The sequence below is a fragment of the Erythrobacter sp. W36 genome, from assembly GCF_057364935.1.
The window spans coordinates 1,611,363-1,633,096 of record NZ_CP200281.1; the positions used below are offsets into that span (position 1 = coordinate 1,611,363).

The following is a 21,734-nucleotide window of genomic DNA, read 5'->3' on the forward strand; positions in this document are numbered from 1 at the left end:
CTTAGGAAGAACTCGGTTCCCCGGCGGCTTCGCGCTCTTTCATCGCCACTCGGCGCAGCGCGTTGACGTAGACATCCGGGGCTTGCGCACCGGGGATCATGAACTTGCCATTCACGATCATCGCCGGGACGCCTGAAATGTTGAGATCCCACGCTTGGCGCTCCTCGGCCTCAACCGCCGCGATCAACGTCTCGTCGCTCAGGGCCGCCTTGGCAGCCTCGCGGTGCAGGCCGACGCTGGCGGCGATATCGAGCAGGACATCGCGGTCTGACAGATTGCGGCGGTGGTTGAAATGGGCGGCAAACAAAGCGAGCTTCAGTTCGGTTTGCACTTTGGGACCGGCCTGCTCCAATGCCCAGGTCAGCAGCACATGGCAGGCGCGCGTGTTCCACATCATGGCTGGCGGCGCATTGTCTGCGTCTTCGCCTTCATAGGCGAGTGAGACCCCTGCCCCTTCGGCAATCGCTCTCATCTGTCCGCGCATTTTCGCGCCCTCTTCGGCGGAGCGGCGATATTTGCGTTGGAGGTGCGTCTCTTGCTCTTCGCCCGTCTCAGGCATGTCAGGATTGAGCTCAAACGGGCGCCAGCGGACTTGCGCCTCGATCTCTCCGCCTAGCTCATCCAAGGCCTTGGTCAATTGGCCATAGCCAATCGCGCACCACGGACACATTACATCGGAATAGATGTCGATGGTCAGTTGATCAGCGGCGCTCATTGCGATTTCTCCAGCCACCATTTGAGCAGACTATGCGCAATCGCTGCCGGAGGCGGCGCGGAAAACGCGGTGTCCTCGCTGCCGGGATTGGCCAGTGCCTGCGCCACCTCGTCGCGGGTGAACCAGCGCGCTTCCTCCAGCTCTTCGACATCGAGCGTGATTTCGGTTTCATCGGTCTGCGAATAGCAACCGATCATCAGCTGGCTGGGAAATGGCCAAGGCTGGGTCGCGATATATTCGACATCACGCACGCGCAGGCCCGCCTCTTCATGCACTTCGCGCGCGACGGCCTCTTCTATGGTCTCACCAGGTTCGACAAAGCCAGCCAGCGCAGAGAAACTGCGCGGCGGGAAACGCGGCTGACGCCCAAGGAGCAGCCGCCCCTCGTTCTCCACCAGCATGATGGTGACCGGGTCGGTGTGCGGGAAATGCTGCGCGCCGCAGCCGCCCTCGTCTTTCGGTGCACAATTGCGCTGCCAGCCACCCTTCGCGGGGCTGGTTGGCTGTCCGCAATTAGCGCAGAAACGGTGGCGTGCATGCCAGTCGACCAAGCTGCGCGCGCCGCCGTAAATCGCCAGATCAGGCGGGGAAAGCTGCTGAATAGCCTGCCATGCGCGCGGCATGGCATAGGCCGGACCCGTCGCGCCTTGTTCTGGCACGGCGGCAAAGCAGGCCTTGTCATCCATCAGGCCCAGAAACACCAATTCCGCCTCTTGCGGAACATCGGCCAAAGTGCCCCAGACCAGGCCGCCCATCTCATCGATTTGCGGCAGCAAACCATCGAGCAGCAGAACCTTGGCGCGCCAATCCATCCGCGCGCCCAAGGCCTCTTTATTGACCCGAATGTGATCCGCGCGGTCTATCGGCGAACCTGCAAACGCAATCGGGCCAGTGGTGAGAACGCTCGGCGCGGTGACGGGTTTGTGCATCCGGTTTAGCCGCCTGTCCTGCTGCGCATATCGGTTTCGAGTGCGGTCAAGAATTCCTTGCGGATCGGGTACGCGGTGGTCGGCATATATTGCGTCCACAAGGCGACGCGCATTTGCGTGCCGAAATCGACACTGGCGAGCGTGCCAGCCGCCCCGCCCCAGCCAAACTGAGTGCCGACGCTGCGGCCGCCCGCACCGTGTCCTTCACCAGCGATCCACGAATCCGACGTGTCGACCGTATCGGGCAGCAAGTTGGAGGTGCCAATTCGCACCGCCTCTTCGCTCATCACCTTGGTGCCGTCGAGTGTCCCCATGCCCAGCAGCATACGCTGGAACCGGTCATAGTCCTTTGGCGAACTGATGAGGCCACCGCCTCCCGATGGGACGGTCGGCACATCGAGATAGATCGAATTGGCCCCCGGATCGATTGGGATTGGGAAGCCGCCCGCGATCCCGTAATTGTCGGTCATCCGTCCCGTTTCGCTCTTTGGCAGAGTGAAATAGGTGCTCGCCATGCCGCACGGATCAAAGATGCGCGTTTGCAGGAAGCTCTCAAAGCTTTGGCCAGAGGCGACTTCAATTACCCGGCCCAGCAGATCGATGCTGGCGGAGTAAATCCATTTTGTGCCGGGCTGCGCCATCAGCGGCAGCTCAGCCAAACGGTCCGCCCAAACCTCAAGGCTCGGCGCTGGTGTCACCTCGGGAAGACCCGGAATAGGGAAACGGCTAACCCGCCCGCCAACCAGACCTTGCTCGGCAAATGCCTCCAGCAGAGGGCCCTTGCTGGTGATCATATAGCCAATGCCAGCGGTGTGGGTCAGCAGATGGCGGATCGTGATCGGGCGCTCAGTTGGAACGGTGTCGTCAAGCGCGCCTTCGGGATTGTTCAGCACCCGCATTTCCGCAAAGGCGGGCAGGATTTCACCCAGTGGCTGGTCCAGACCCAGCTTGCCTTCATCGATCAGCATCATGGTCGCCATGCCGGTGATCGGCTTGGTCATGGAATAGATGCGATAGAGCGAATTTTCATCGACCTGCTTGTTGCTTTGCAAAGACAAAGTGCCGCCGCCGACCGTATGCGCGTGATCTTCCTGGGCATTGCCGAAAGTCACCATCATATTGGCAACCTTGCGGGTATCGACATAGTTCTTGATCATCGCCGACACATTCGGCCAGCTTTCGCTTACGTCATGGGCCAGCGCGATCCGGCCAAGTGGCAAAGTCGCCAGTGCGCTGCCAGCGGCCAGATAAGCGCCGCCGCGCAGCAAAGCCCGGCGCGAGGTCGGGCCAGAGTGAAATTCGCGAAATGCCATGAGGGGGTCTCTCCAAACTTTGATTGCGCGCTGTTTGCGCGAGATAGGGTAGGTGGTCAATTAAGACTTGATTTGGGCCTTGAAACTTTAAGGTGTCATAGTCATATAACACACATGCTGAATTTTGTTTCTATACTCATCGGCCTGCTCTCGCTGGTCATCGTCATTCCAGCCACAATCCCATTTCTGGGTTGGGCCAATTGGCTGGCATTGCCATTGATTGTGATCGGGATTGTTGTGGGCGCGCTTTCATCGAAGGACAGCGGCCGAAACTTCTGTCTGGTTGTGCTGCTGATTGCGGCAGTCCGGCTGACTTTGGGCGGCGGTATTATCTAATCCTTTCGGCGGCTTAGTCCTGTGCCAGCGCCAGCCGCGCGGCCTTGGCGAACAAGGTCGGCAGACCCGCGTCCTCTAGGCGGTCAAGCGGCCACCATTCGCCGGTGCCACTCGGGGCCTGTTCGCCCTCGTAACGTTCGAGCGTCAGGGTTAAGTGCGCATGCGTGAATGTATGCCGAACAGCGCCAAGGTCGCGCCATTTGCCGCTTAGCGGACGTGCGTCTTTACCGTCTTGGCGCGCACTCCAGCCATTGTCGGGAAGCGAGCGCATTCCCCCAAGCATCCCAGTGCCTTCACGTTTGACGAGCCAAACTTCGCGCGCGGCGCCCTCGCCCCGCTCAATCCAATAGGCTGTGCCGATGCGCTCTGGTTTGGCCTTCTTGGGGGGCTTTATTGGCAGACGCTCCGGCTCACCAGCCTTTCGCGCAGCACAATGATCGGCGAGCGGGCACAGCAGGCACTTGGGCGCTTTTGTCGTGCACAGGCTCGATCCCAAATCCATCATAGCCTGCGCAAAGTCGCCTGCCCGCGTATCCGGCGTGATCTGATCCGCGCACTCGCGAATGGCCTTGCGCGCTGCTGGCAGAGGCTCGGTGATATTGAACAGCCGAGCGGTCACGCGCTCCACATTGGCATCCACAACTACCGCCCGCTCGCCAAAGGCTATCGCGGCAATCGCCGCCGCTGTGTAAGCGCCCAGCCCCGGCAGTTTGAGCAATTCCGCCTCGGTGCTCGGAAAGCCGCCCCGCGCCGCAACCTCGCCCGCGCATTTCACCAGATTGCGAGCGCGCGAATAATAGCCAAGCCCCGCCCATGCCGCCATGACGTCATCTTCGCTGGCCGCCGCAAGCGCCTCAACATTCGGCCAAGTCTCCGTGAACTTCGCAAAATAGGGCTTCACCGCCGCAACGGTCGTCTGTTGCAGCATCACCTCAGATAGCCACACCCGATATGGCCAGGCGGGATCTTTGGGCCGCGCGACACCCGGCGGATTGCGCCACGGCAGCTTGCGCGCATGGGTGTCGTACCAATCCAGCAGATCGCCGGATATTTCGCCCACATTCGGGGAAGATTGATGCTTGTTGCTAGCGGTCACGCCACGGCTATGGCAAAGGCTGAGCCAGATCGGAATGGGCATTGAGCAAAGACGCATCATCAGGCGGTGAAAAGCCGGGGAAATATCCCTCCAAGACACCGCGCAAGACCGCGGGGCGCAAATACATGCGCAAACGCGGCATGGGCGCCAAGCCGATTGGCGAGCTGATGCCGGAAATTGGCCGCACGGCCTTTCGCCGCTTCGGCTTTGTGCAAAGCTCCGTCGTCACACGCTGGCCAGAGATTGTGGGTCCACACCACGCCAAAGTGTGCAGTCCAGAGGCCTTGCGCTTCCCGCCGGGCGAAAAAGCAGACGGCATCTTGCAATTGGTGGTTGTGCCCGCCCATGCCCCGCTGATCCAGCAAGTGATCCCGGAAATTATGGAGCGGGTGAACCGCTTTTTCGGATATCAGGCCGTCTCTCGCATTAAGTTGCGGCAAGGCGCGGTTAAGCCAACCCATGCCAAAGAACCTGCGAAAGCGCCGCCATCGCTGAAGCCGATCCCGATGGAATTGGGAGACAGCCTGCGCGATATTGGCGATCCTGAACTGCGCACAGTATTGGAATCGCTCGCCCGCACGCTCAGTGACGGCGAGAAAAGTGGGGAAGACGAGAAGTGAATTTGCTTAAGACAGCCAGCCTTAGTGCAGGCTTTGCAATGGCGTTGGTGGCGTCGAGCGCGCCAGCCGCTGCGCAAGAGTTGAATTCTGAGACGCAGACGCGCTCAGGACCATGGCACACCGCCGCTGAGCAAACCGAAGATGGGCACATCATCGGCAATCCTGAGGCTGAAACGCTGCTCAGCGAATTTGTTAGCTACACATGCGGGCACTGCGCGACCTTCACAAAGCAAGGCGACCCAGTGCTCGACATCGCCTTCATCTCGCCGGGCAAATTGCGCTTTGAAATCAGGCCCTACATCCGCAATGCGCTGGACCTGACGATTTCGATGTTGGCCGCCTGCGGGGCTCCTGAGAAGTTCAAGGGCAACCACACGATGTTTATGCGCTCGCAAGGGGATTGGCTGCCCCGTGCTGCGGGCGCGCCTCAGTCTCAGCAAGCGATCTGGGGCCGCGGTGATCGCGCCGCCCGCGCCAACATGTCGAGCGCGCTTGGCCTGACCGACAAGATGATCAAGCAGCGCGGCTATTCCGCGATTGAGGTCGACACGTGTCTGGCCGACGATGCGATGGCTCAGCAGCTAATGCAGAACACCGTCGACGATGCAGGAGAATTTGGCATCCAAGGCACCCCCAGCTTTGCAATCGACGGTGAATTGCAGGAGGATGTGCATGAATGGCGCTCGCTGGAGCCGATTTTGGTCGCGCATATCAAGTCCAAAACAGACGCTGATAAAGAGCCTCAGCTCGGCGAAAGCCATTTTGACTGATGAACTGTATGATTTCGGGACAATCTCGGCTCTACAATGCCTTCACTGACGGCAAACCCACACATTTGTGAACAAGCGGCCCTCAGGGGACTTTTCCGCCTGTTCCCCTTCGTATACGCTTCTCGACAAGACTTAAGGACGACGAACTCATGACCTTTTCCCGCCGCATTCTTGCCCTTGGCTGCGCCGCTCCATTGGCGCTGGCGCTTGCCGCCTGCAATGACACAGAAGCCAGCGACGACGTGCTGTCTGGCGAACCGATCGCCGCGATCCCTGCGCCAGAGGGCACATCATGGACCGACACTGTCGTCGTCACCGAAGAAGGCGGCTATCAAGTCGGCAATCCTGACGCACCGCTAAAGCTTATTGAATTCGCCTCGCACACCTGCGGTGCCTGCGCGAGTTTTGCTGCGACCGGCGTCGCTCCGCTCAAGGAAAAATACGTCACCAGCGGCGTGGTCAGCTTTGAACTGCGTAATTTGGTGCGCGATCCGGTTGATCTCACCATCGCCACTCTGGTGCGGTGCGGTCAGAAAGAAAACATGATGCCCCTGGCTGACCAGGCATGGGCTTCGCTGTCCGCGATTATGGGCAATGTCCAGGGCAATAACGCCGCCTATCAGGCCGCCGGTCAAATGCCGGTCGATCAACGCTTTATCGGCATCGCAGAGGCCGCTGGCCTGATCGACTTTTTCTCCGCACGCGGCCTCAGCGCGGATCAGGCTCGCACCTGCCTCGCTGATGGTGCCCGCATCCAAGCCATCGCCGACACATCCGCCGCGCAGTCGGAAGAATTGAACGTCAATGCGACGCCGACATTCTTCTTGAACGGCGCCCGGGTCGAAGCAATCGGCTGGGATCAACTTGAACCCGCGCTACAACGCGCCGGCGCTCGTTAAGCGAGCGGGATAGCCGGGGGCACGCCGCATATGCAGATCAGCAAGCTAAAGCTCAGTGGTTTTAAGAGCTTTGTTGAGCCTGCTGAATTGCGCGTCGAACCCGGCCTCACCGGCGTTGTCGGCCCCAATGGCTGCGGCAAATCCAACCTGCTGGAGGCAATTCGCTGGGTAATGGGCGAAAACTCGCCCAAGAGCATGCGCTCTGGCGGGATGGAAGATGTGATCTTCGCAGGCACGAGCTCGCGCCCGCCGCGTGATTTCGCTGAAGTTGTCCTTCATGCCTCGGACGATGACAATGAAGAGCTGATCGTCACCCGCCGGATAGAACGCGGTGCGGGCAGCGCCTACCGCGTCAATGGCCGCGACGTTCGCGCCAAGGACGTCTCGCTGACCTTCGCCGATGCCGCCACGGGTGCGCACTCCCCGGCTTTGGTGAGCCAGGGCAAGATCGCGCAAGTGATCGCGGCAAAACCGACCGAGCGCAGACAAATGCTCGAAGAGGCCGCCGGGATCGCTGGCCTGCACGTGCGGCGCAAGGATGCCGAGAGCAAGCTGCGCCAAACCGAGGCGAACCTCGCCCGGCTCGAAGACCTGATGGCGGGTCTCGACACGCAGATGGCCTCGCTGCGGCGGCAATCAAAACAGGCCGAACGCTATAAGAAACTGACCGATCAGATCCAGATCGCTGAGGCTCGACTGCTCTTTGCGCGCTGGCGCGATGCCGCCGACGCCGCGAAGGAAGCCCGCGCGGCAGCACAAGGCGCCGATGACAAGGTCGCAGCCGCCAAAGAGCAGGCCAATATCGCACAGAAAGCGCAGGCCGAAGCCGCAGCAAAGCTGACCGAGGCCCGCGATGAGCTGGCTGATCGCCGCGATGACAGCAGCGCGCACGGCCACCGCATGGCTGCGCTCGCTGAGAAACTAGAAGCGGCAGAGCAGCGGCTGGCTGACCTGGAGCGGCAGCGCGTCCGACTGGAAGAAGATCGCGGCGATGCTGACCGCATGACCAGCGATGCGGCAGAAGCTCTGGAGCGCCTGACCCGCGAAATGGCGGCGAGCGATGCAGCGCTGAAGCGGGACGAAGAATTGCGCCCGGCCATGGCCGCAAAATCGGAGGACACCGAGCGCGCCAGCCGGACGGCTGAACTCGCTCTGGCCAAAGCGACCGCCGACCATGCCGGGGTTGAAGCAGAATGGCGCGTCGCAGAAGCGGCGATTGAGCAGGCAGAGACGCGGCTTGCGCGGCTGCGGAGCGAGCACGAGCGGCTCGAACGGCAACAGGCTGAGCTAACCTCTGGCAATGACCCAGAGGCCGAAGTTGAGACAGCCAAGGCCGATGTCGCGGCAGCTGAAGCAGCGCTGGCGAAACTGCGCGAGACGCTGGAGGCTGACCAAGCTCGCAAATCCGATCTACAGATTGCGCGCGATGATGCAGCGGCGGCTTTTGCGGCAGCGAAAGCAGAATTGGCCGGGATCGAACGCGAATATTCCGCTCTAGCGCGCGACCGCGATGCAAGGGCCAAGCGCACCAAGGACAGCGCCGGCCTGCCTCAAGCGCTCGAAAAGGTCGCGGTGGAGCGTGGCTATGAGCGCGCCATGGCCGCCGTTCTGGGCCGCGATTCCAAGTCGCCGCTTGGCTCTCCTGAAGCAGGGAAAGACGGCCGGTTCTGGGCCGGTGGCACCGCGCCAAAGCCAGTCAAAGACAGCCTGATAGGCCACCTCACCCACTGCCCGGAAGAGCTGCGCGCGCGCCTCGCTCTCGTGCATGTTGCGGACGAAGACGATGGCCGAACGCTCAATCCCGGCGAATGGCTCGTCACAAAAGCAGGCCATTTGCGCCGCTGGGACGGGTTTGTTGCGCGCGGCGAAGGCGCAGCTGAGGCAGCCAAGCTGGAAGCCGCGAACCGCCTCGCTGAGCTTGAAGGAATTTTGCCCGGATTGCGGGATGCTGCAGAAACGGCAGAGGGCGAAGAGCGCAGCGCACGCGAGGAACTGACGGCGCTACAAACGAACCTCGTTGCCCAAGAACGCGAGATCGCCGGCGCGATCGAAGAAGAGCGCCATGCTCTGCGGCGTCTTGACCAAGCCGAGGCCGCCAAAGAACGGATTGCCGCGCGGCTCGAGGAGTTGGCGAGCTCACGCTCCGAACTTGGCGAGCAAACAAGCGCGGCCGAAAATGACCTAACGAGCGCCAAGGAAAAGCGCGACACCCTGCCCTCGCCCGACACTGGCCGAGCCGGTCTGGAGGCGGCTCAGGCCAAGCACGAGGCCGCGCGCTCTGCCGTACAAGCGGCGATGGCCGAGCTTGCCGCGCATGATCAGGGCCTGGCCGTGACGCGCGAACGCAATGCGGCCCAGCAGGCTGACCGCGCGAACTGGGAGGCACGCTCTGGTGAGGCCGCACGGCGCATGGCCGAGGCCGGACGGCGGCTGGAAGAGATTGAGCAAGAGCGCAAAGTCTTCGCAGACAAGCCCGCGTCACTGATCGAAGAAATTGAGCAAGGCGATGCGCTGCGCACCCGGCTGGGCGAGGAACTCTCAGTGGCCGAGGCAGCGCTGGCGGAATGTCAGGCGGCGATGTCCACTTGTGACAGTGCGCTGGCCGAAGCAGGCGAAGCGCTCACAGTGGCGCGCGAAGGCCGCGCCACTCTGGCAGCGCGCGCAGAAAGCCAAGAGGCGCGGCGCGGAGAAATGGCGAGGATCTCTGGCGAGCGGTTCCAATGCCCGCCTCCCATGCTGGCGGAACGCTTTGAATTTGATGTACAAACGGTACTCGACGCGACCGCTGAAGGCAATGAGATGGAGCGCCTCTCCGCCAGCCGCGAACGCATTGGCCCGGTGAACCTGGTGGCCGCGGAAGAATTGGAAAAGCTCGAGGCCGAGCATGGCAGCAGCGCCAGTGAACAGGCGGAACTGACCGAGGCGGTGAACCGTCTGCGCGGATCGATCGGCAATCTCAACCGCGAGGGCCGCGAACGCCTACGCGCCGCGTTTGAGGAGGTCGACGGGCATTTCCGCGAGCTCTTCACGCGCCTGTTTGAAGGCGGCCAAGCGCATTTGGCCCTGATCGATAGCGACGATCCGCTGGAGGCTGGCCTTGAGATTTACGCTCAGCCGCCAGGCAAGCGTTTGCAATCCTTGTCGCTGCTATCCGGCGGGGAGCAGGCACTGACCGCAACTGCGCTTATCTTCGCGCTGTTTCTGACCAATCCAGCGCCGATTTGCGTGCTCGACGAGGTCGATGCGCCGCTCGATGATGCCAATGTTGAGCGGTTCTGCGATCTGCTCGATTCGATGATCCAGAACACGCAAACGCGCTATCTGATCGTCACCCACAATGCCGTGACCATGAGCCGGATGCACCGTTTGTTCGGTGTGACCATGGCGGAAAAAGGCGTCTCGCGCCTCGTCAGCGTCGACCTAGGTGAAGCGGCCTTGATGGTCGCGGAGTAGCGGGATCAGATTTGCCAGCGCGGAGTAGCGCGGCAACACTTCAATCAAAAACTAAGCTTCAATGGCGGTCGCAAGGCGCACCCGGATCGACTTCAGCTTTGCAATGGCTTCACTGAAATCCTTCGCCGGAGCAGCGGCAACACTCCTGCTAACATCTTCCCCATCGGTGCGGCGATCGCCAACTCGGCGATCAAGACCGCGGCGATCTCCGCCAGCGCTGTTACTGGCTCGAAGGGCCGCTTGCGCGCCCTTCAGCGTATAGCCTTCTTCATTGACAAGTTGATTGATTTTCTCAACCAGTTCAACGTCTTCAGGCCGGTAATAGCGCTTAGCCACCGCTGCGTTTCAGGGGTTTGAGAGCCGTAAATTGCTGCTCCCAATAGCGCAGCACGTGCGGCTTAATACCCAATCCATCACTGACCTCGCCGATAGTCCGAAGCGCGCTTTCGTCCTTGCCATCGTCAAAGTCAGTCATTGATTAAGCGCCTTTCGCGATTTGCTCTTTCAGCAATTGGCTGGCGCGGAAGGTCATCACGCGGCGAGGCGTAATCGGCACTTCAACGCCGGTCTTAGGATTGCGGCCAATCCGCTCGCGCTTGTCGCGCAGAACGAAACTGCCGAAGCCAGAAATCTTCACATTCTCGCCATCCGCGAGAGCGCCGCACATCTTGTCGAGAATTGCCTCAACCATGTCGAGCGATTCAGAGCGGCTAAAGCCCATACGGCGGTTAATCGTTTCGGCCAGATCGGCGCGGGTAAGAGTGCCCACAGAACGCATCATGCAATTCCTCCTTGTAGGTGCGACCACAAAGCGTGGCCTAGTAGTAGAGTTATCACGCAATTTTCGCAACTTGCCGGTGAATATTGCTGCAAAATTGTGCACATTGCCTGAACGCCAGACGGCGAAAAGACTAAATCCGGATCAGGCTGGCGCCCCAAGTAAAGCCGCCGCCCATCGCCTCTAACATGACCAGATCGCCGTCCTTAATCCGGCCATCGCGGCGCGCGGTATCCAACGCGAGCGGGACCGAAGCGGCGGACGTATTCGCATGCTGATCGACCGTCACCACGATCTTTTCGGCTGGCAGACCAAGCTTGCGCGCGGTCGCATCAAGGATCCGGGCGTTGGCCTGATGCGGGACCACCCAATCGATATCATCGGTGGAAATACCAGTGTCTTCAATGACTTCATGCAGAACACTGGCGAGATTGACGACAGCATGGCGGAACACTTCGCGGCCCTTCATGCGCAAATGCCCGACCGTCTGTGTCGTTGACGGCCCGCCATCCACATACAGCAGATCGTGCTGCGCGCCGTCGGCATGCAAGCGCGTGGAAATAATGCCAGCCGCGTCAGCGCTGTCGCTGGAGCTGGCGTCATCGCGCTCGATCACGATTGCTCCCGCCCCGTCGCCAAATAGCACGCAGGTGGTGCGATCTTCCCAATCGAGAATACGGCTGAACGTTTCCGCTCCGATCACCAATGCGCGCTTTGCCATGCCCGATTGGAGCATCGAATCGGCAGTAGCGAGCGCATAGAGAAAGCCGGAGCAGACCGCGGCGACATCAAATGCGATGCAACCATTGCAGCCTAGCGCATGCTGAACCTTGGTCGCGGTTGCAGGAAATGTGTTGTCCGGTGTGGCGGTGGCCAGAACGATCAGATCGATCTCGCTTGCCTCCATGCCCGCGTCATCCAGCGCGGCCCGCGCCGCTGCGATTGCAAGGGTAGAGGTCGTCTCGCCGTCTTCAGCGATGTAGCGCTGACGAATACCGGTGCGCTCTACAATCCATTCGTCGCTGGTGTCGACACGCTCCGCAAGCTCTGCATTGGTGACCACGTTGGCCGGCAATGCCGACCCCGTACCTCGCAGGCGGGAGCGCGTCACGCAGGGGCCTCGCTATCGGGTTTTTCGACCTTTGCGGCGCCATTGCCATTTTCTTTGAGCGCATCCTCGCCGAGTTCAGCCAGCCCTTGCGAAATGCGCTGGGTGAGGTTGTTCTTCAGCAGGCTCGCAGTAACGGCAACAGCATTGGCCACGCCCGCGGCATTTGCGCTGCCATGGCTTTTCACAACCACGCCATTCAGGCCCAGGAACACCGCGCCATTGTGGTTGTTCGGGTCGAGATGATGCCGCAGCAGCTCCGTCGCGGGACGTGAGACCAGAAAACCAATCTTAGACCGCAGTGAGCTCGTGAAGGCGTTGCGCAGCAGATCGGTGACAAAGCGCGCGGAGCCCTCGATCGCCTTCAAAGCGATATTGCCAGAGAAGCCGTCAGTCACGACAACATGGGTTTCGCCGCGATTGATCTTGTCGGATTCGACGAAGCCATCGAACTGGAGCGCGAGCCCGCCATCACTGGCCTCGCTCGCTTCTTGCAAACGAGCGGCCGCGTCACGCAGAGCGTCTGTGCCTTTAATTTCTTCGGTGCCAATATTGAGCAGGCGGACCTTGGGCCGTTCAAAGCCGTTGACGATCCGCGAATAAGCCGCGCCCATCACCGCATATTGCACCAGATTGCGAGCATTCGCCTCGGTGTTTGCGCCGAGATCGAGCATCACAACATCGTGATCTTCAAGTGTTGGAAGCAAAGCCGCCAAGGCGGGCCGCCCAATGCCCGGCATCGTGCGCAGGGCAAGCTTGCTCATCGCCATCAAAGCGCCGGTATTGCCCGCGCTGACCGCGGCGCCAGCATCGCCGACTTTCACGGCATTTACGGCCAGTCCCATGCTAGTGGTCTTTGCCCGGCGGATGGCGCGGCTGGGCAATTCATCGCCGCCGATCACATCATCGCAGTGCAGAATTTCAGAGGCGCTGCGCAGCGCAGGATGCGCCTCAAGCGCGGCTTCAATCCGCGCTTGGTCGCCAACCAACAGAAATTGGAAATCTTCATGACGGCGGCGCGCCAGCGCAGCGCCTTCAACCATTACGCGCACGCCTTCATCGCCGCCCATCGCATCAATAGCGATACGCGGCAGGCTCATGGCTGGTTCTCCGTCAAAGTCACTGCCGCCTTAAACGACTGCGACAACCTCACGCCCGTTGTAGAACCCGCAATGCGGGCACAGATTGTGAGGGCGTTTCAGCTCGCCACAATTGTTGCATTCGTGATGCGCTTCTACTTTCAGCAGATCGTGTGCGCGGCGATTGCCGCGGCGATGTGGGGATACTTTTCTCTTAGGGACAGCCATTCCGGCACCTGTTTCTCAAATAAACTGTGTCTTTGCGCAGTGTTACGCATCAATATGATGATCCCTTAGGGTAAGCTATCGTGCCGCACAAGTTTTCCCTCGTACGAAAATCCAAGCCAATACCGCCGGGCAAGCCGCGCGCTATAGCGTAAAAATCGCACGTTGCAAGCCGCTCTTGACCCGCCTAGCACCCGAATAACACGTTTTGAGGGAACTATTTATGATTACGCTTCCGGTGACTTTGGCCGCCGCGGCTGCGGCTGCGATCTTGAACATTTGGCTGTCTATCCGGATTGGCGCAGTCCGCCGCGCGGCGAAAGTCTTCGTCGGCGATGGCGGCAATGAGAGCGTCGAGCGGCGCATGCGGGCGCAATTGAACTTTGTTGAGAACACGGCCTTCGTGCTGATCCTGATCGCAGCGATTGAGCTTTCAGGCAGAGGCGGAACGTGGCTCGCCTATGTCGCTGGCCTCTATATGCTTGGCCGCGTAGCGCATGGGTTTGGCATGGACGGGGGCAGCCTCAGCAAAGGCCGCTTTATCGGCACGATCATAACTATGCTCACACAGCTAGGTTTGGCGGTCGCCGCGACGCTTGTTGTGCTTCGAGTAATCTAACAGACAGGGCGCGCCGCCGCACCTAAGACAAGATGTAATCGCTCACAAACTGGTTCGTTTTGCGTTCCTGACCAAAGGTGCTGGTCGGGCCATGTCCGGGAATAAACATCACATCCTCGCCCAATGGCCACAGCCGCTGGGTGATCGCATTGATGAGGTCCTGATGATTGCCGCGCGGGAAATCGGTTCGCCCGATTGAGCCCTGAAACAGAACATCGCCGACCACTGCAAACCGGCTCGGCTCGTGGAAAAACACCACGTGCCCAGGGGTATGGCCGGGGCAATGGATCACATCCAATTTCAACTCGCCCACGGTGACGGTGTCGCCATGCTCCAGCCAGCGGGTCGGCTCAAAGCTCTTGGCCTCCATGCCATAGCGCGCGCCGTCATTGTCGAGCTGCTCAATCCAGAACAGATCATCCTTATGCGGCCCTTCGATCGGTAGGCCCAGTTCCTCCGCTAGCATGCCGGCCTGGCCGCAATGATCGAGATGGCCGTGAGTGATCAGGATTTTCTCCAGAGTCACACCGGCCTTCGCCACGCCATCTTTCAGCTTGTGCAGATCGCCGCCCGGATCAATCAAGGCCGCGCGCATCGTCGTCGTGCACCAGATCAGCGAGCAGTTCTGCTGCAGCGGCGTCACCGGAATAATCGCGGCCTTCATCGGGGGCGTTTTGGGTTGTTCAGTCATGGCTGAGGATGTGGCGGTGTGCGCTAAGGATTGCAAGCGGACACCGGCTTAGCGCGATTGGGTCTAGCCACCGCAGGCTCCGGTGCGCTTAGCCGATCCCTTCGTAATTCGCGCCATTCTCATTGATCACGGCCACAACGCGGTAGCGATCGCTAGTATAGGTCCCCTCGATGGTCCCGGTGATCGTCACGCCGCCGTCCTCTTCGTAAACACAGGTCATATCCGCACTCGCCCGGCCCTGAGCGATCACGACATTGCGCGTTGTGCATTGCCCAAAATTCAGATCGGCCAGAATTCTGTCGAAGGTGATCGTGTTATTCGCCTCGGTCAGGCAAAACTGCGATTGCTCGTTATGGACCATGCCCGCTTCGGGAGCTTTCAGCGTGTGATCGACAGTCCACTGCCCGGCGCTCAACTCAATCGAGCGCGAATCCGCGGCGCCCACGCACAACGTAGCAACGCATAAGAGCTGAGCCGCTCGATTGGCTCTTTGGGGTATTTTCGGCATGAGCGGGCTCCTTTTGAACGCAGGTCAGGCTACTCTCATGGGCGCGGACTGTGACGGCAGACGCCCGGGAATACAAGTGAGTGCCGCAGTTGAGCTTGCGACCCGAGCTAAGAGCCCTCATCGTGCGTTGCTGCGAAACTTGTGGGAGATGTTGCCAAGCCATGGACCTATCAACTTGCAAAGCCATAATTTTCGACAGTGACGGTGTGCTTGTCGATTCTGAAGTCATCCACATTGAGGTCGAGCGAGAAATGCTTGCTGAGCTTGGGTTGTCTTATGATCGCGAGGCATACCTCTCGCGCTTTGTCGGACTGTCTTATCCCGATTTCTACGCGCAGTTGGCGTCGGATTATCAGGCCCGCGTTGGCGGAACATTCCCGGCAGATTTTGGCGCGCGATTGCATGAACGCACAGAGCCTAGGATTGAGGCTGAGCTTCGGCCGCTTGGCGGAGTGGCGCAACTAGTCGAGGCGTTTTCCGGTAAAGTTGCCGTCGGATCCTCTGCTCCAACGGACAAGCTGGTCAAGAAGCTGGAGATCACGAAGCTCGCTGAACTCTTCGCGCCCCACATCTATTCGGTCGATGCCGTGAGCTCGGGGAAACCAGACCCGGACCTGTTTCTCCATGCCGCCAAGCAGCTTGAAGTCCCGCCAGAACGATGCGCTGTGATCGAAGACAGCATCAACGGTATTCGGGCAGCGCGCGCGGCAGGCATGTTGCCCATTGGATTTGTTGGAGGCAGCCACGCGGATCAGGGTCTCGCGGATCGACTGCTCGCGAATGGGGCGTCGCTAGTTGTCTCCAGCCATCACGAAATTGTCGGATTGCTATGAGTGCCCAGCTAGCGCCCGGAAAGACCCACCCTCAAATCCGCCCACCTTTCCAAACGACGCGGCCGATGATCTCACATTCCTCCGCGGCCACATCGATCGGCGGGTAGGCGAGGTTTTGCGAGATTAGCGCGAGCCGCCCTGGCCCTGCGCTGGCGACGCGCTTGACCATCAGATTGTCGCCGAGCCGCACGACATGCACGCCGTCCCTGAAAGGACGCTCAGCGCGGTCGACTAAGATTTCATCGCCATCATGAAGCAGCGGCTCCATCGAGATCGCCCGTCACCGTAATCGCGGATAGCTTGGCCCCTTCGAGCCCTTGCTCAGTCAGCCAGCGGCGTGAGAATTGGAACGCATCATAAGGCTCTTCTGAATCGGGCAAAGTACCCGGTCCGGCGGAGGCCCCAATATCAAGCCGCGGCACATCGACCCACGCTTTCGCACTCGTGCCCCTGCCCAATTGCCCCGCCGCAGACGTTGTGTAGGAATTTTCCTTCGAACCACCAGGCAAAGCACCTAGTTCCGTCTCAGCAATGCCAAAGAATTGCGCGAGGACGCGGCGGTCATTTTCCTCAAGCTTCCTAGGCGAGCCTTTCGTGATGAATTGTTGCAGATAACTCGCGTTACGCCCCAGCATTTTCGACAGATTCGCGAGGCTCGCGCCCCGCTCCTTTGACAAGTCCTGCAGGCGCTGACGCGGGTCGGATGGATTGTTTTTTTCTGAGTTCCTCATTTTTCCTTCCTACACGCAAGATTTTTCCTAGACAAGTAGGAAAATGAATGGAACATTTAAGGAACATTGAGCGATTCGAAGCAGGATGATTCGCTCTTTTGAAGTCAGATGAAGGGGAAATCATATGCTGATCAGAGTGATCGAAAAGTTCCTGAGGGACCACGATATGCCAGCCACGAAGTTCGGACGGCTGGCCGCGCATGACCCGCGCTTTGTGCTTGATTTGCGGATGGGCCGCACGCCGCGCGCCGCCACCGAGGCGCGCACACGCCAATGGATGTCGGACTATGTCGGCGCAGCCACCGAGGGCGAAAACGCTCCAGTGGAATTCAAGGCCATACCCGGCAGTTTTCGGCCCAGCAGCGGCCCAGCTCCAACCTATCACGCCGGCACCTTCGGCATGAAACTCGCTCAAAATCTCGGCCAGGATATCGCCCATGCTTATTGAAACCAAGTCTGCCGACAGCGGCCATATTGATGTTCCAGCGGATATGATCGACACGCCGCCAGCCACTCAGAGCGCGCGTGCCGCTCGGCGAGCGCGGCGTTATCGCCCACGGCGCACAACCAGCGACCGGGTGCGCGAGGCATTGCTCAAGCTCGCTGGCGGGCGCGGCAATCTGCTCACGCATGAGGAAAAGCCCTGGGCATCGATCACCTTTTCCGGCTCACGCCACGAATTGGTGCTCGAATTCGACGGGATCGCCGCCTGCAAGGTCGGTGAGGAGTTTATCGCCGCCCTGCCCGAGCACGAATTTCACATACCCAGCCAGCTTGTAGCCGATGCAACGATCTCCAGCGTTGAGAGCAATTACACGCCAGAACCGCACATGCAGGTGACGGCGGTGCTGTTGCTACTCGAGGAGAGCTAATTCCGCCGCACCACAAGGTTCCGGATTTCGCTCATGTCTTCCATGGCGAACCGGATGCCTTCGCGGCCAAGGCCTGAATCTTTCACCCCGCCATAGGGCATGTTATCGACGCGGTAACTCGGCACATCGTTGATGACGATACCGCCAACATCAAGCTCGTCCCAAGCGTCGTACATTTTGAACAGGTCGCGGGTGAAGATGCCCGCTTGCAGGCCAAATTTGGAGCGGTTCACTTCGTCCAGCGCAGAGCCGAAATCCGTGAATTTCTGCAGAATCGCGAGCGGGCCGAAAGCCTCTTCATTGATCGCGGCCGCATCAGGATGGACGTTTTCGAGCAGCGTCGCCTCCAGCATATTGCCGTTCGACAGTCCGCCACCGGTTAGCAGGTCCGCCCCGCCCTCGACCGCATCGTCGATCCAGCCTTTAAGGCGCGTCGCCTCGCCTTCAGAGATCATCGGTCCGATAAAGGTGTCGCGGTCTTTCGGATCGCCCGCGACCAACGTCTTGGTTTTTGCGACCAGCATATCTTTGAAGCGGTCATAGACATCGGCGTGAATGATAATCCGCTGCACGCCGATGCAGCTTTGCCCGGATTGGTAAAACGCACCGAAGATAATCCGCTCCAGCGCATCATCCAGATCAGCATCGTGATCGACAATAACAGCGGCGTTTCCGCCGAGCTCTAGGATAACCGGCTTCTTTCCGGCCTTAGCCTTGAGGTCCCAACCGACACCCGGCGAACCGGTGAAGCTGAGCAGCTTCAACCGCTCATCGGTGGTGAACAGGTCCGCGCCATCACGGCTGGCTAAGCAGGATCGAAAATGCCCCTTCGGGCAGCACATCGCATTCTGCCAAAACCTCGCCCATGATGATTGCGCCGAGCGGCGTTTTGCTCGCGGGCTTCATCACAAATGGACAGCCCATCGCGATGGCGGGCGCAATCTTATGCGCGGCGAGATTGAGCGGAAAGTTGAACGGGGAAATAAAGCTGCAAGGCCCAATCGGCACGCGTTTCCACATCGCCTGATAACCCTTGGCCCGCGCCGAAATATCGAGCGGCATGACCTCGCCGTAATTGCGCACGGCCTCCTCGCCCGCGATCCGGAAGGTATCGATCAGACGGGTGACCTCGCCCTCTGCATCATTGATCGGCTTTCCCGCCTCCACGCACAGCGAATAGGCAAGCTCGTCAAACCGCTCCTTAAACCGCGCGACGCAGTGCATCAGCACGTCCTGCTTCTCATAGCTGGCGAGCTTCGCCATTGGCGCGGCCGCGCGCACGGTGCCAGCAATCGCCTCATCAATCACGTCTGGCGTGGCGAGCGCCGTGCGGAAGGCAACCTCGCCTGTGTATTTGTCGGTCACCGCCAAATCAGTGTTGGGCTGCGCAGCTTTATTGTTGAGATAGAGCGGATAGGTGTCTTTAAGCTTTGGCATGGGAATGTCCTCTTGCAGGGCTTCGGCTCAGAGCTTCGCGCTCAATTCCTTGATCTCGTGGTTCAAAATGTGATCATTTTCGCTGTAGTCGACCGGGCAATCGATCAGGTGAACCCCCGGCGTATCGCGCGTGTGGGCGAGCACATCGGTTAAGTGTTCACTGCTCGTCACGCGGTGACCATGCGCGCCGTAACTCTCGGCATATTTCACAAAGTCTGGATTGCCATAGGTCAGGCCGTAATCCTTAAAGCCCATGTTCGCCTGCTTCCAGCGGATCATTCCGTAAGCATCGTCGCGCAGGATTAGCACCGTCATATTGAGGCCCAGCCGAACCGCCGTTTCCATCTCCTGACTGTTCATCATGAAGCCGCCGTCACCGCAGATCGCCATCACCTTCCGATCGGGATAGAGCATAGCGCTCATCATCGCTGAGGGCAGACCAGCGCCCATTGTCGCCAGAGCATTGTCGAGCAGGACAGTGTTGGGCAGGTACGCGGTGTAATTGCGCGCGAACCAGATTTTATAGACCCCATTATCGAGGCAGATGATGCCATCATTGGGCATGCTATCGCGCACTTGGCGCACCAGATGCGGCGGGAATATCGGGAAGCGATTGTCCGCCTCTAGCGGCTTTGAATGGGCGACCTCTGCCGCGCGATATTTCAGCATGCGATCACACAAACAGCCATCGCGCATGGTCGCGCCCTCTTTGATCTGCCAGATTGCATTGGCGATATCGCCGATCACCTCGATCTGAGGGAAATAGACCGGGTCCACCTCTGCGGTCTTGGTCGAGACATGGATCACGGTCGCGCTGCTGTCGTTCATGAAGAACGGCGGTTTTTCGATCACATCATGGCCGACATTGATAATCAGGTCCGCATCCTCAATCGCGCGGTGGCAGAAATCGCCAGCGGACAAGGCAGCGCAGCCGAGGAACAGCGGGTGCCGCTCGTCAATCACGCCCTTGCCCATTTGCGTGGTGACAAAGGGGATCTGCACCTTCTCGATAAATTCTCCCAGCATATTGCTGGTCATCTTGCGATTGGCACCGGCACCGATCACCAGCACCGGGCGCTGCGCGGCGTCCAATGCCTCCACAGCCATGCGCACGGCTTTGACCTCAGCCGACGGCCTACGCGCGACAGAGCGAGCGATGGGCACAGAATCGGTCTGCTCTTCGGCGATGTCTTCAGGCAATTCGAGATGCGTCGCGCCGGGCTTTTCCTCTTCGGCCAGACGGAAAGCCTCGCGCACCCGGCTGGGAATATTGTCGCCTGCATGCAGCTGATAAGCGTATTTCGTGATCGGCCCCATCATGTCGACCACGTCGAGGATTTGGAACCGGCCCTGCTTGGATTTCTTAATCGGCTTTTGCCCGGTGATCGCCAGCGTTGGCATGCCGCCGAGCTGCGAATAGGCGATCGCGGTGACCATATTGGTCGCGCCCGGTCCCAATGTCGCCAGAAACACGCCGGTCTTCCCCGTGTGCCGCCCATAGGTCGCGGCCATAAAGCCCGCGCCTTGCTCGTGCCGGGTCAGCACCAGCTTGATCTGATCGGAGTTCGACAGGCTCTCTAGAAAGTCGAGGTTTTCCTCACCGGGGACGCCAAAGATATATTCAACACCCTCCGCCTCCAGACATTCGATAAAAAGGTCGGAGGCTTTCTTGGTGTTGGTCATAGCTGCGTTCTCCTTAAGCGGCCTGTGCGAAGACAATGGCCGAGTGCATTTGAAGTTTCGCCAATTCCGCCCCCGCGGTTACGTCTTAACTCAATATCCCCTCACCGGATCAAAAATCGGTGCAACCGGCTCACCGCGGCGATATTTTGCAAGATTTTCAAGGAAGCGCGCTGCGCTGCGGATGAACATCTTGTCCTGCGCCCGGCCCGACAGGTGCATGGAAATATGCGCATTGTCGAGCGTCCACAGCACGTGATCCTCGGGCAGCGGTTCGGGAGTCGTAACATCCAAGAACGCCCCGCCAATGGTCTTGGCCTGCAGCGCCTCGATCAAAGCCGGCTGGTCGATCACGGCGCCGCGCGCAATGTTCACAATGACCGCGTCCGATTTCATCGCGGCAAGCTCATCTGCACCGATCATGCCGTCGGTTTCAGACGTGGCTGGCACCGCCAGAATGATCCAGTCAAACTCGCCCAATTTCGCGCGCCACTCATCCGGTGTCAGCACGCCTTCACCGCCGGAGCGGCGCACCACGGTCACATCGACATCGAATGCTTCGAGGCGCGGTTTGATCAATTTGCCAATCGCGCCGTAGCCGAGCAGCAACGCCTTTGACCCGTGCAGCTCTCGCTTGCCCGGACTGTCGAGCAGCCATTCACGCCGCTCCGCCGCGCGCATTACAGAGCGATAATCCTTTGCGATATTGAGCATGCCCATCACGACATATTCGGCGATGGTTATCGCGTTGATCCCGGCGCCATTGGTGACCGTGACCCCGCGCTCAATCAGGACATCCAGCGGCAGAAAATCGAGCCCGGCATAGATCGAATTAAGCCATTTAAGCTTCTTCGCCGCGCGCAAGGTATCGGCCATTGCGGCCTGATCATACATGTCGAACCAGCCGATCTCCGCCTCAGGCACGGCCTCCAGCGCCTCTTCGTGCGTCATGAACCAGCGAACATCGACATCGCCGGGCAATTGCGGCTCAAGCAGGGGCCGGATCAGGCCAGATACGGCAAGGATCGTCATGTATTCTCTC

The 21,734-nt window shown here is 59.9% G+C and carries 25 protein-coding genes and 1 pseudogene; 9 read left to right on the top strand and 17 right to left on the bottom strand.

Translation table 11 applies throughout. The features are described from left to right. Position 1: 1 nt before the first annotated feature. From AC0V6U_RS07900 to AC0V6U_RS07910, 3 genes are read right to left on the bottom strand one after another with little or no spacing between them, the layout of a single operon-like run. Complete coding sequence (locus tag AC0V6U_RS07900; RefSeq protein WP_472645610.1) at positions 2-715, bottom strand: DsbA family oxidoreductase; 714 nt, start codon at positions 713-715, stop codon at positions 2-4. Beyond that, positions 712-1,644, bottom strand: coding sequence for an NAD(+) diphosphatase (gene nudC, locus AC0V6U_RS07905; RefSeq protein ID WP_472645611.1), 933 nt, complete (start codon positions 1,642-1,644; stop codon positions 712-714). Before nudC ends, AC0V6U_RS07900 begins: the two co-directional genes overlap by 4 nt. 5 nt (positions 1,645-1,649) lie before the next feature. Next, a complete protein-coding gene (locus AC0V6U_RS07910) occupies positions 1,650-2,957 on the bottom strand; it encodes a serine hydrolase domain-containing protein (protein WP_472645612.1) in 1,308 nt (435 codons plus the stop codon). Positions 2,958-3,071: 114 nt separating this feature from the next. Between AC0V6U_RS07910 and AC0V6U_RS07915 the strand changes: the two genes are divergently transcribed. Further along, a complete protein-coding gene (locus AC0V6U_RS07915; RefSeq protein ID WP_472645613.1) occupies positions 3,072-3,293 on the top strand; it encodes a hypothetical protein in 222 nt (73 codons plus the stop codon). A 13-nt stretch (positions 3,294-3,306) separates the two neighbouring features. Here AC0V6U_RS07915 and AC0V6U_RS07920 read toward each other — a convergent pair whose 3' ends face one another. Further along, the gene (locus AC0V6U_RS07920) at positions 3,307-4,389 is read right to left on the bottom strand and encodes an A/G-specific adenine glycosylase (RefSeq protein ID WP_472645614.1); all 1,083 of its coding nucleotides are present in this window, start codon (positions 4,387-4,389) and stop codon (positions 3,307-3,309) included. 41 nt (positions 4,390-4,430) lie between these two features. Between AC0V6U_RS07920 and AC0V6U_RS07925 the strand changes: the two genes are divergently transcribed. From AC0V6U_RS07925 to AC0V6U_RS07940, 4 genes are all read left to right on the top strand, one after another. After that, positions 4,431-5,009 carry a DUF721 domain-containing protein gene (locus AC0V6U_RS07925; RefSeq protein ID WP_472645615.1) on the top strand — a complete coding sequence of 193 codons (579 nt, stop codon included), beginning with the start codon at positions 4,431-4,433 and terminating at the stop codon, positions 5,007-5,009. Then, positions 5,006-5,779, top strand: a complete 774-nt coding sequence (locus AC0V6U_RS07930; RefSeq protein ID WP_472645616.1) for a thioredoxin domain-containing protein — start codon at positions 5,006-5,008, stop codon at positions 5,777-5,779. Before AC0V6U_RS07925 ends, AC0V6U_RS07930 begins: the two co-directional genes overlap by 4 nt. A 149-nt stretch (positions 5,780-5,928) precedes the next feature. Beyond that, positions 5,929-6,678 carry a DsbA family protein gene (locus AC0V6U_RS07935; RefSeq protein WP_472645617.1) on the top strand — a complete coding sequence of 250 codons (750 nt, stop codon included), beginning with the start codon at positions 5,929-5,931 and terminating at the stop codon, positions 6,676-6,678. Positions 6,679-6,708: 30 nt separating this feature from the next. Further along, positions 6,709-10,131 (top strand): chromosome segregation SMC family protein, encoded by a 3,423-nt coding sequence (locus tag AC0V6U_RS07940; RefSeq protein WP_472645618.1) that lies wholly within the window; start codon positions 6,709-6,711, stop codon positions 10,129-10,131. Between the two features lie 51 nt (positions 10,132-10,182). Here the strand turns inward: AC0V6U_RS07940 and AC0V6U_RS07945 are convergent, their stop codons facing one another. The 6 genes from AC0V6U_RS07945 to rpmF form a co-directional block, all read right to left on the bottom strand. Beyond that, positions 10,183-10,467 (bottom strand): MerR family transcriptional regulator, encoded by a 285-nt coding sequence (locus AC0V6U_RS07945; RefSeq protein WP_472645619.1) that lies wholly within the window; start codon positions 10,465-10,467, stop codon positions 10,183-10,185. Continuing rightward, positions 10,460-10,606, bottom strand: coding sequence for a MerR family transcriptional regulator (locus AC0V6U_RS07950; protein ID WP_472645620.1), 147 nt, complete (start codon positions 10,604-10,606; stop codon positions 10,460-10,462). The genes AC0V6U_RS07945 and AC0V6U_RS07950 overlap by 8 nt, the downstream gene beginning before the upstream one ends. A gap of 3 nt (positions 10,607-10,609) precedes the next feature. Beyond that, positions 10,610-10,912: an integration host factor subunit alpha gene (locus tag AC0V6U_RS07955; protein WP_472638387.1), complete on the bottom strand. Its 303-nt coding sequence runs from the start codon at positions 10,910-10,912 to the stop codon at positions 10,610-10,612. 130 nt (positions 10,913-11,042) lie between these two features. Further along, on the bottom strand, positions 11,043-12,020 hold the full coding sequence (locus tag AC0V6U_RS07960) for a beta-ketoacyl-ACP synthase III (protein WP_472645621.1): 978 nt from the start codon (positions 12,018-12,020) through the stop codon (positions 11,043-11,045). Next, positions 12,017-13,117: a phosphate acyltransferase PlsX gene (gene plsX / locus AC0V6U_RS07965; protein ID WP_472645622.1), complete on the bottom strand. Its 1,101-nt coding sequence runs from the start codon at positions 13,115-13,117 to the stop codon at positions 12,017-12,019. The genes AC0V6U_RS07960 and plsX overlap by 4 nt, the downstream gene beginning before the upstream one ends. A gap of 30 nt (positions 13,118-13,147) precedes the next feature. After that, positions 13,148-13,324: a 50S ribosomal protein L32 gene (gene rpmF, locus AC0V6U_RS07970; RefSeq protein WP_472645623.1), complete on the bottom strand. Its 177-nt coding sequence runs from the start codon at positions 13,322-13,324 to the stop codon at positions 13,148-13,150. A gap of 220 nt (positions 13,325-13,544) precedes the next feature. Between rpmF and AC0V6U_RS07975 the strand changes: the two genes are divergently transcribed. Further along, positions 13,545-13,940, top strand: a complete 396-nt coding sequence (locus AC0V6U_RS07975) for an MAPEG family protein (RefSeq protein ID WP_472645624.1) — start codon at positions 13,545-13,547, stop codon at positions 13,938-13,940. Between the two features lie 22 nt (positions 13,941-13,962). Here AC0V6U_RS07975 and AC0V6U_RS07980 read toward each other — a convergent pair whose 3' ends face one another. Continuing rightward, complete coding sequence (locus AC0V6U_RS07980) at positions 13,963-14,604, bottom strand: MBL fold metallo-hydrolase (protein WP_472645730.1); 642 nt, start codon at positions 14,602-14,604, stop codon at positions 13,963-13,965. A 115-nt stretch (positions 14,605-14,719) separates the two neighbouring features. Next, positions 14,720-15,139 (bottom strand): DUF3617 domain-containing protein, encoded by a 420-nt coding sequence (locus AC0V6U_RS07985; protein ID WP_486169423.1) that lies wholly within the window; start codon positions 15,137-15,139, stop codon positions 14,720-14,722. Positions 15,140-15,300: 161 nt separating this feature from the next. Here AC0V6U_RS07985 and AC0V6U_RS07990 point away from each other — a divergent pair, with 161 nt between their 5' ends. Beyond that, a complete protein-coding gene (locus tag AC0V6U_RS07990; protein ID WP_472645626.1) occupies positions 15,301-15,972 on the top strand; it encodes an HAD family hydrolase in 672 nt (223 codons plus the stop codon). A gap of 31 nt (positions 15,973-16,003) precedes the next feature. Here AC0V6U_RS07990 and AC0V6U_RS07995 read toward each other — a convergent pair whose 3' ends face one another. Beyond that, the gene (locus tag AC0V6U_RS07995) at positions 16,004-16,240 is read right to left on the bottom strand and encodes a S24 family peptidase (protein WP_472645627.1); all 237 of its coding nucleotides are present in this window, start codon (positions 16,238-16,240) and stop codon (positions 16,004-16,006) included. Further along, entirely contained in the window at positions 16,221-16,703 is a 483-nt protein-coding gene (locus tag AC0V6U_RS08000) for a hypothetical protein (protein WP_472645628.1), read from the bottom strand. Before AC0V6U_RS08000 ends, AC0V6U_RS07995 begins: the two co-directional genes overlap by 20 nt. Positions 16,704-16,827: 124 nt before the next feature. On the opposite strand from AC0V6U_RS08000, the gene AC0V6U_RS08005 reads away from it, so the two are divergent. Next, positions 16,828-17,151, top strand: a complete 324-nt coding sequence (locus AC0V6U_RS08005; RefSeq protein WP_472645629.1) for a hypothetical protein — start codon at positions 16,828-16,830, stop codon at positions 17,149-17,151. Then, on the top strand, positions 17,141-17,575 hold the full coding sequence (locus AC0V6U_RS08010; RefSeq protein ID WP_472645630.1) for a hypothetical protein: 435 nt from the start codon (positions 17,141-17,143) through the stop codon (positions 17,573-17,575). Before AC0V6U_RS08005 ends, AC0V6U_RS08010 begins: the two co-directional genes overlap by 11 nt. Here AC0V6U_RS08010 and AC0V6U_RS08015 read toward each other — a convergent pair. The 3 genes and pseudogenes from AC0V6U_RS08015 to AC0V6U_RS08025 form a co-directional block, all read right to left on the bottom strand. Beyond that, positions 17,572-19,012, bottom strand: a pseudogene (locus tag AC0V6U_RS08015) (aldehyde dehydrogenase family protein). The gene AC0V6U_RS08010 and the pseudogene AC0V6U_RS08015 sit on opposite strands and share 4 nt — an antisense overlap. Positions 19,013-19,039: 27 nt before the next feature. Then, the gene (locus AC0V6U_RS08020; RefSeq protein ID WP_472645631.1) at positions 19,040-20,695 is read right to left on the bottom strand and encodes an acetolactate synthase large subunit; all 1,656 of its coding nucleotides are present in this window, start codon (positions 20,693-20,695) and stop codon (positions 19,040-19,042) included. 90 nt (positions 20,696-20,785) lie between these two features. Further along, the gene (locus tag AC0V6U_RS08025; protein ID WP_472645632.1) at positions 20,786-21,724 is read right to left on the bottom strand and encodes a D-2-hydroxyacid dehydrogenase; all 939 of its coding nucleotides are present in this window, start codon (positions 21,722-21,724) and stop codon (positions 20,786-20,788) included. Positions 21,725-21,734 lie beyond the last annotated feature (10 nt).

What these genes read in the sequence shown, in the direction of transcription:
- AC0V6U_RS07900 (WP_472645610.1), bottom strand. Translation starts at nt 715, where the DNA reads ATGAGCGCCGCTGATCAACTGACCATCGACATCTATTCCGATGTAATG.
- nudC (WP_472645611.1), bottom strand. Translation starts at nt 1,644, where the DNA reads ATGCACAAACCCGTCACCGCGCCGAGCGTTCTCACCACTGGCCCGATT.
- AC0V6U_RS07910 (WP_472645612.1), bottom strand. Translation starts at nt 2,957, where the DNA reads ATGGCATTTCGCGAATTTCACTCTGGCCCGACCTCGCGCCGGGCTTTG.
- AC0V6U_RS07915 (WP_472645613.1), top strand. Translation starts at nt 3,072, where the DNA reads ATGCTGAATTTTGTTTCTATACTCATCGGCCTGCTCTCGCTGGTCATC.
- AC0V6U_RS07935 (WP_472645617.1), top strand. Translation starts at nt 5,929, where the DNA reads ATGACCTTTTCCCGCCGCATTCTTGCCCTTGGCTGCGCCGCTCCATTG.
- AC0V6U_RS07940 (WP_472645618.1), top strand. Translation starts at nt 6,709, where the DNA reads ATGCAGATCAGCAAGCTAAAGCTCAGTGGTTTTAAGAGCTTTGTTGAG.
- AC0V6U_RS07950 (WP_472645620.1), bottom strand. Translation starts at nt 10,606, where the DNA reads ATGACTGACTTTGACGATGGCAAGGACGAAAGCGCGCTTCGGACTATC.
- AC0V6U_RS07955 (WP_472638387.1), bottom strand. Translation starts at nt 10,912, where the DNA reads ATGATGCGTTCTGTGGGCACTCTTACCCGCGCCGATCTGGCCGAAACG.
- plsX (WP_472645622.1), bottom strand. Translation starts at nt 13,117, where the DNA reads ATGAGCCTGCCGCGTATCGCTATTGATGCGATGGGCGGCGATGAAGGC.
- rpmF (WP_472645623.1), bottom strand. Translation starts at nt 13,324, where the DNA reads ATGGCTGTCCCTAAGAGAAAAGTATCCCCACATCGCCGCGGCAATCGC.
- AC0V6U_RS07975 (WP_472645624.1), top strand. Translation starts at nt 13,545, where the DNA reads ATGATTACGCTTCCGGTGACTTTGGCCGCCGCGGCTGCGGCTGCGATC.
- AC0V6U_RS07980 (WP_472645730.1), bottom strand. Translation starts at nt 14,604, where the DNA reads ATGAAGGCCGCGATTATTCCGGTGACGCCGCTGCAGCAGAACTGCTCG.
- AC0V6U_RS07985 (WP_486169423.1), bottom strand. Translation starts at nt 15,139, where the DNA reads ATGCCGAAAATACCCCAAAGAGCCAATCGAGCGGCTCAGCTCTTATGC.
- AC0V6U_RS07990 (WP_472645626.1), top strand. Translation starts at nt 15,301, where the DNA reads ATGGACCTATCAACTTGCAAAGCCATAATTTTCGACAGTGACGGTGTG.
- AC0V6U_RS07995 (WP_472645627.1), bottom strand. Translation starts at nt 16,240, where the DNA reads ATGGAGCCGCTGCTTCATGATGGCGATGAAATCTTAGTCGACCGCGCT.
- AC0V6U_RS08000 (WP_472645628.1), bottom strand. Translation starts at nt 16,703, where the DNA reads ATGAGGAACTCAGAAAAAAACAATCCATCCGACCCGCGTCAGCGCCTG.
- AC0V6U_RS08005 (WP_472645629.1), top strand. Translation starts at nt 16,828, where the DNA reads ATGCTGATCAGAGTGATCGAAAAGTTCCTGAGGGACCACGATATGCCA.
- AC0V6U_RS08010 (WP_472645630.1), top strand. Translation starts at nt 17,141, where the DNA reads ATGCTTATTGAAACCAAGTCTGCCGACAGCGGCCATATTGATGTTCCA.
- AC0V6U_RS08020 (WP_472645631.1), bottom strand. Translation starts at nt 20,695, where the DNA reads ATGACCAACACCAAGAAAGCCTCCGACCTTTTTATCGAATGTCTGGAG.
- AC0V6U_RS08025 (WP_472645632.1), bottom strand. Translation starts at nt 21,724, where the DNA reads ATGACGATCCTTGCCGTATCTGGCCTGATCCGGCCCCTGCTTGAGCCG.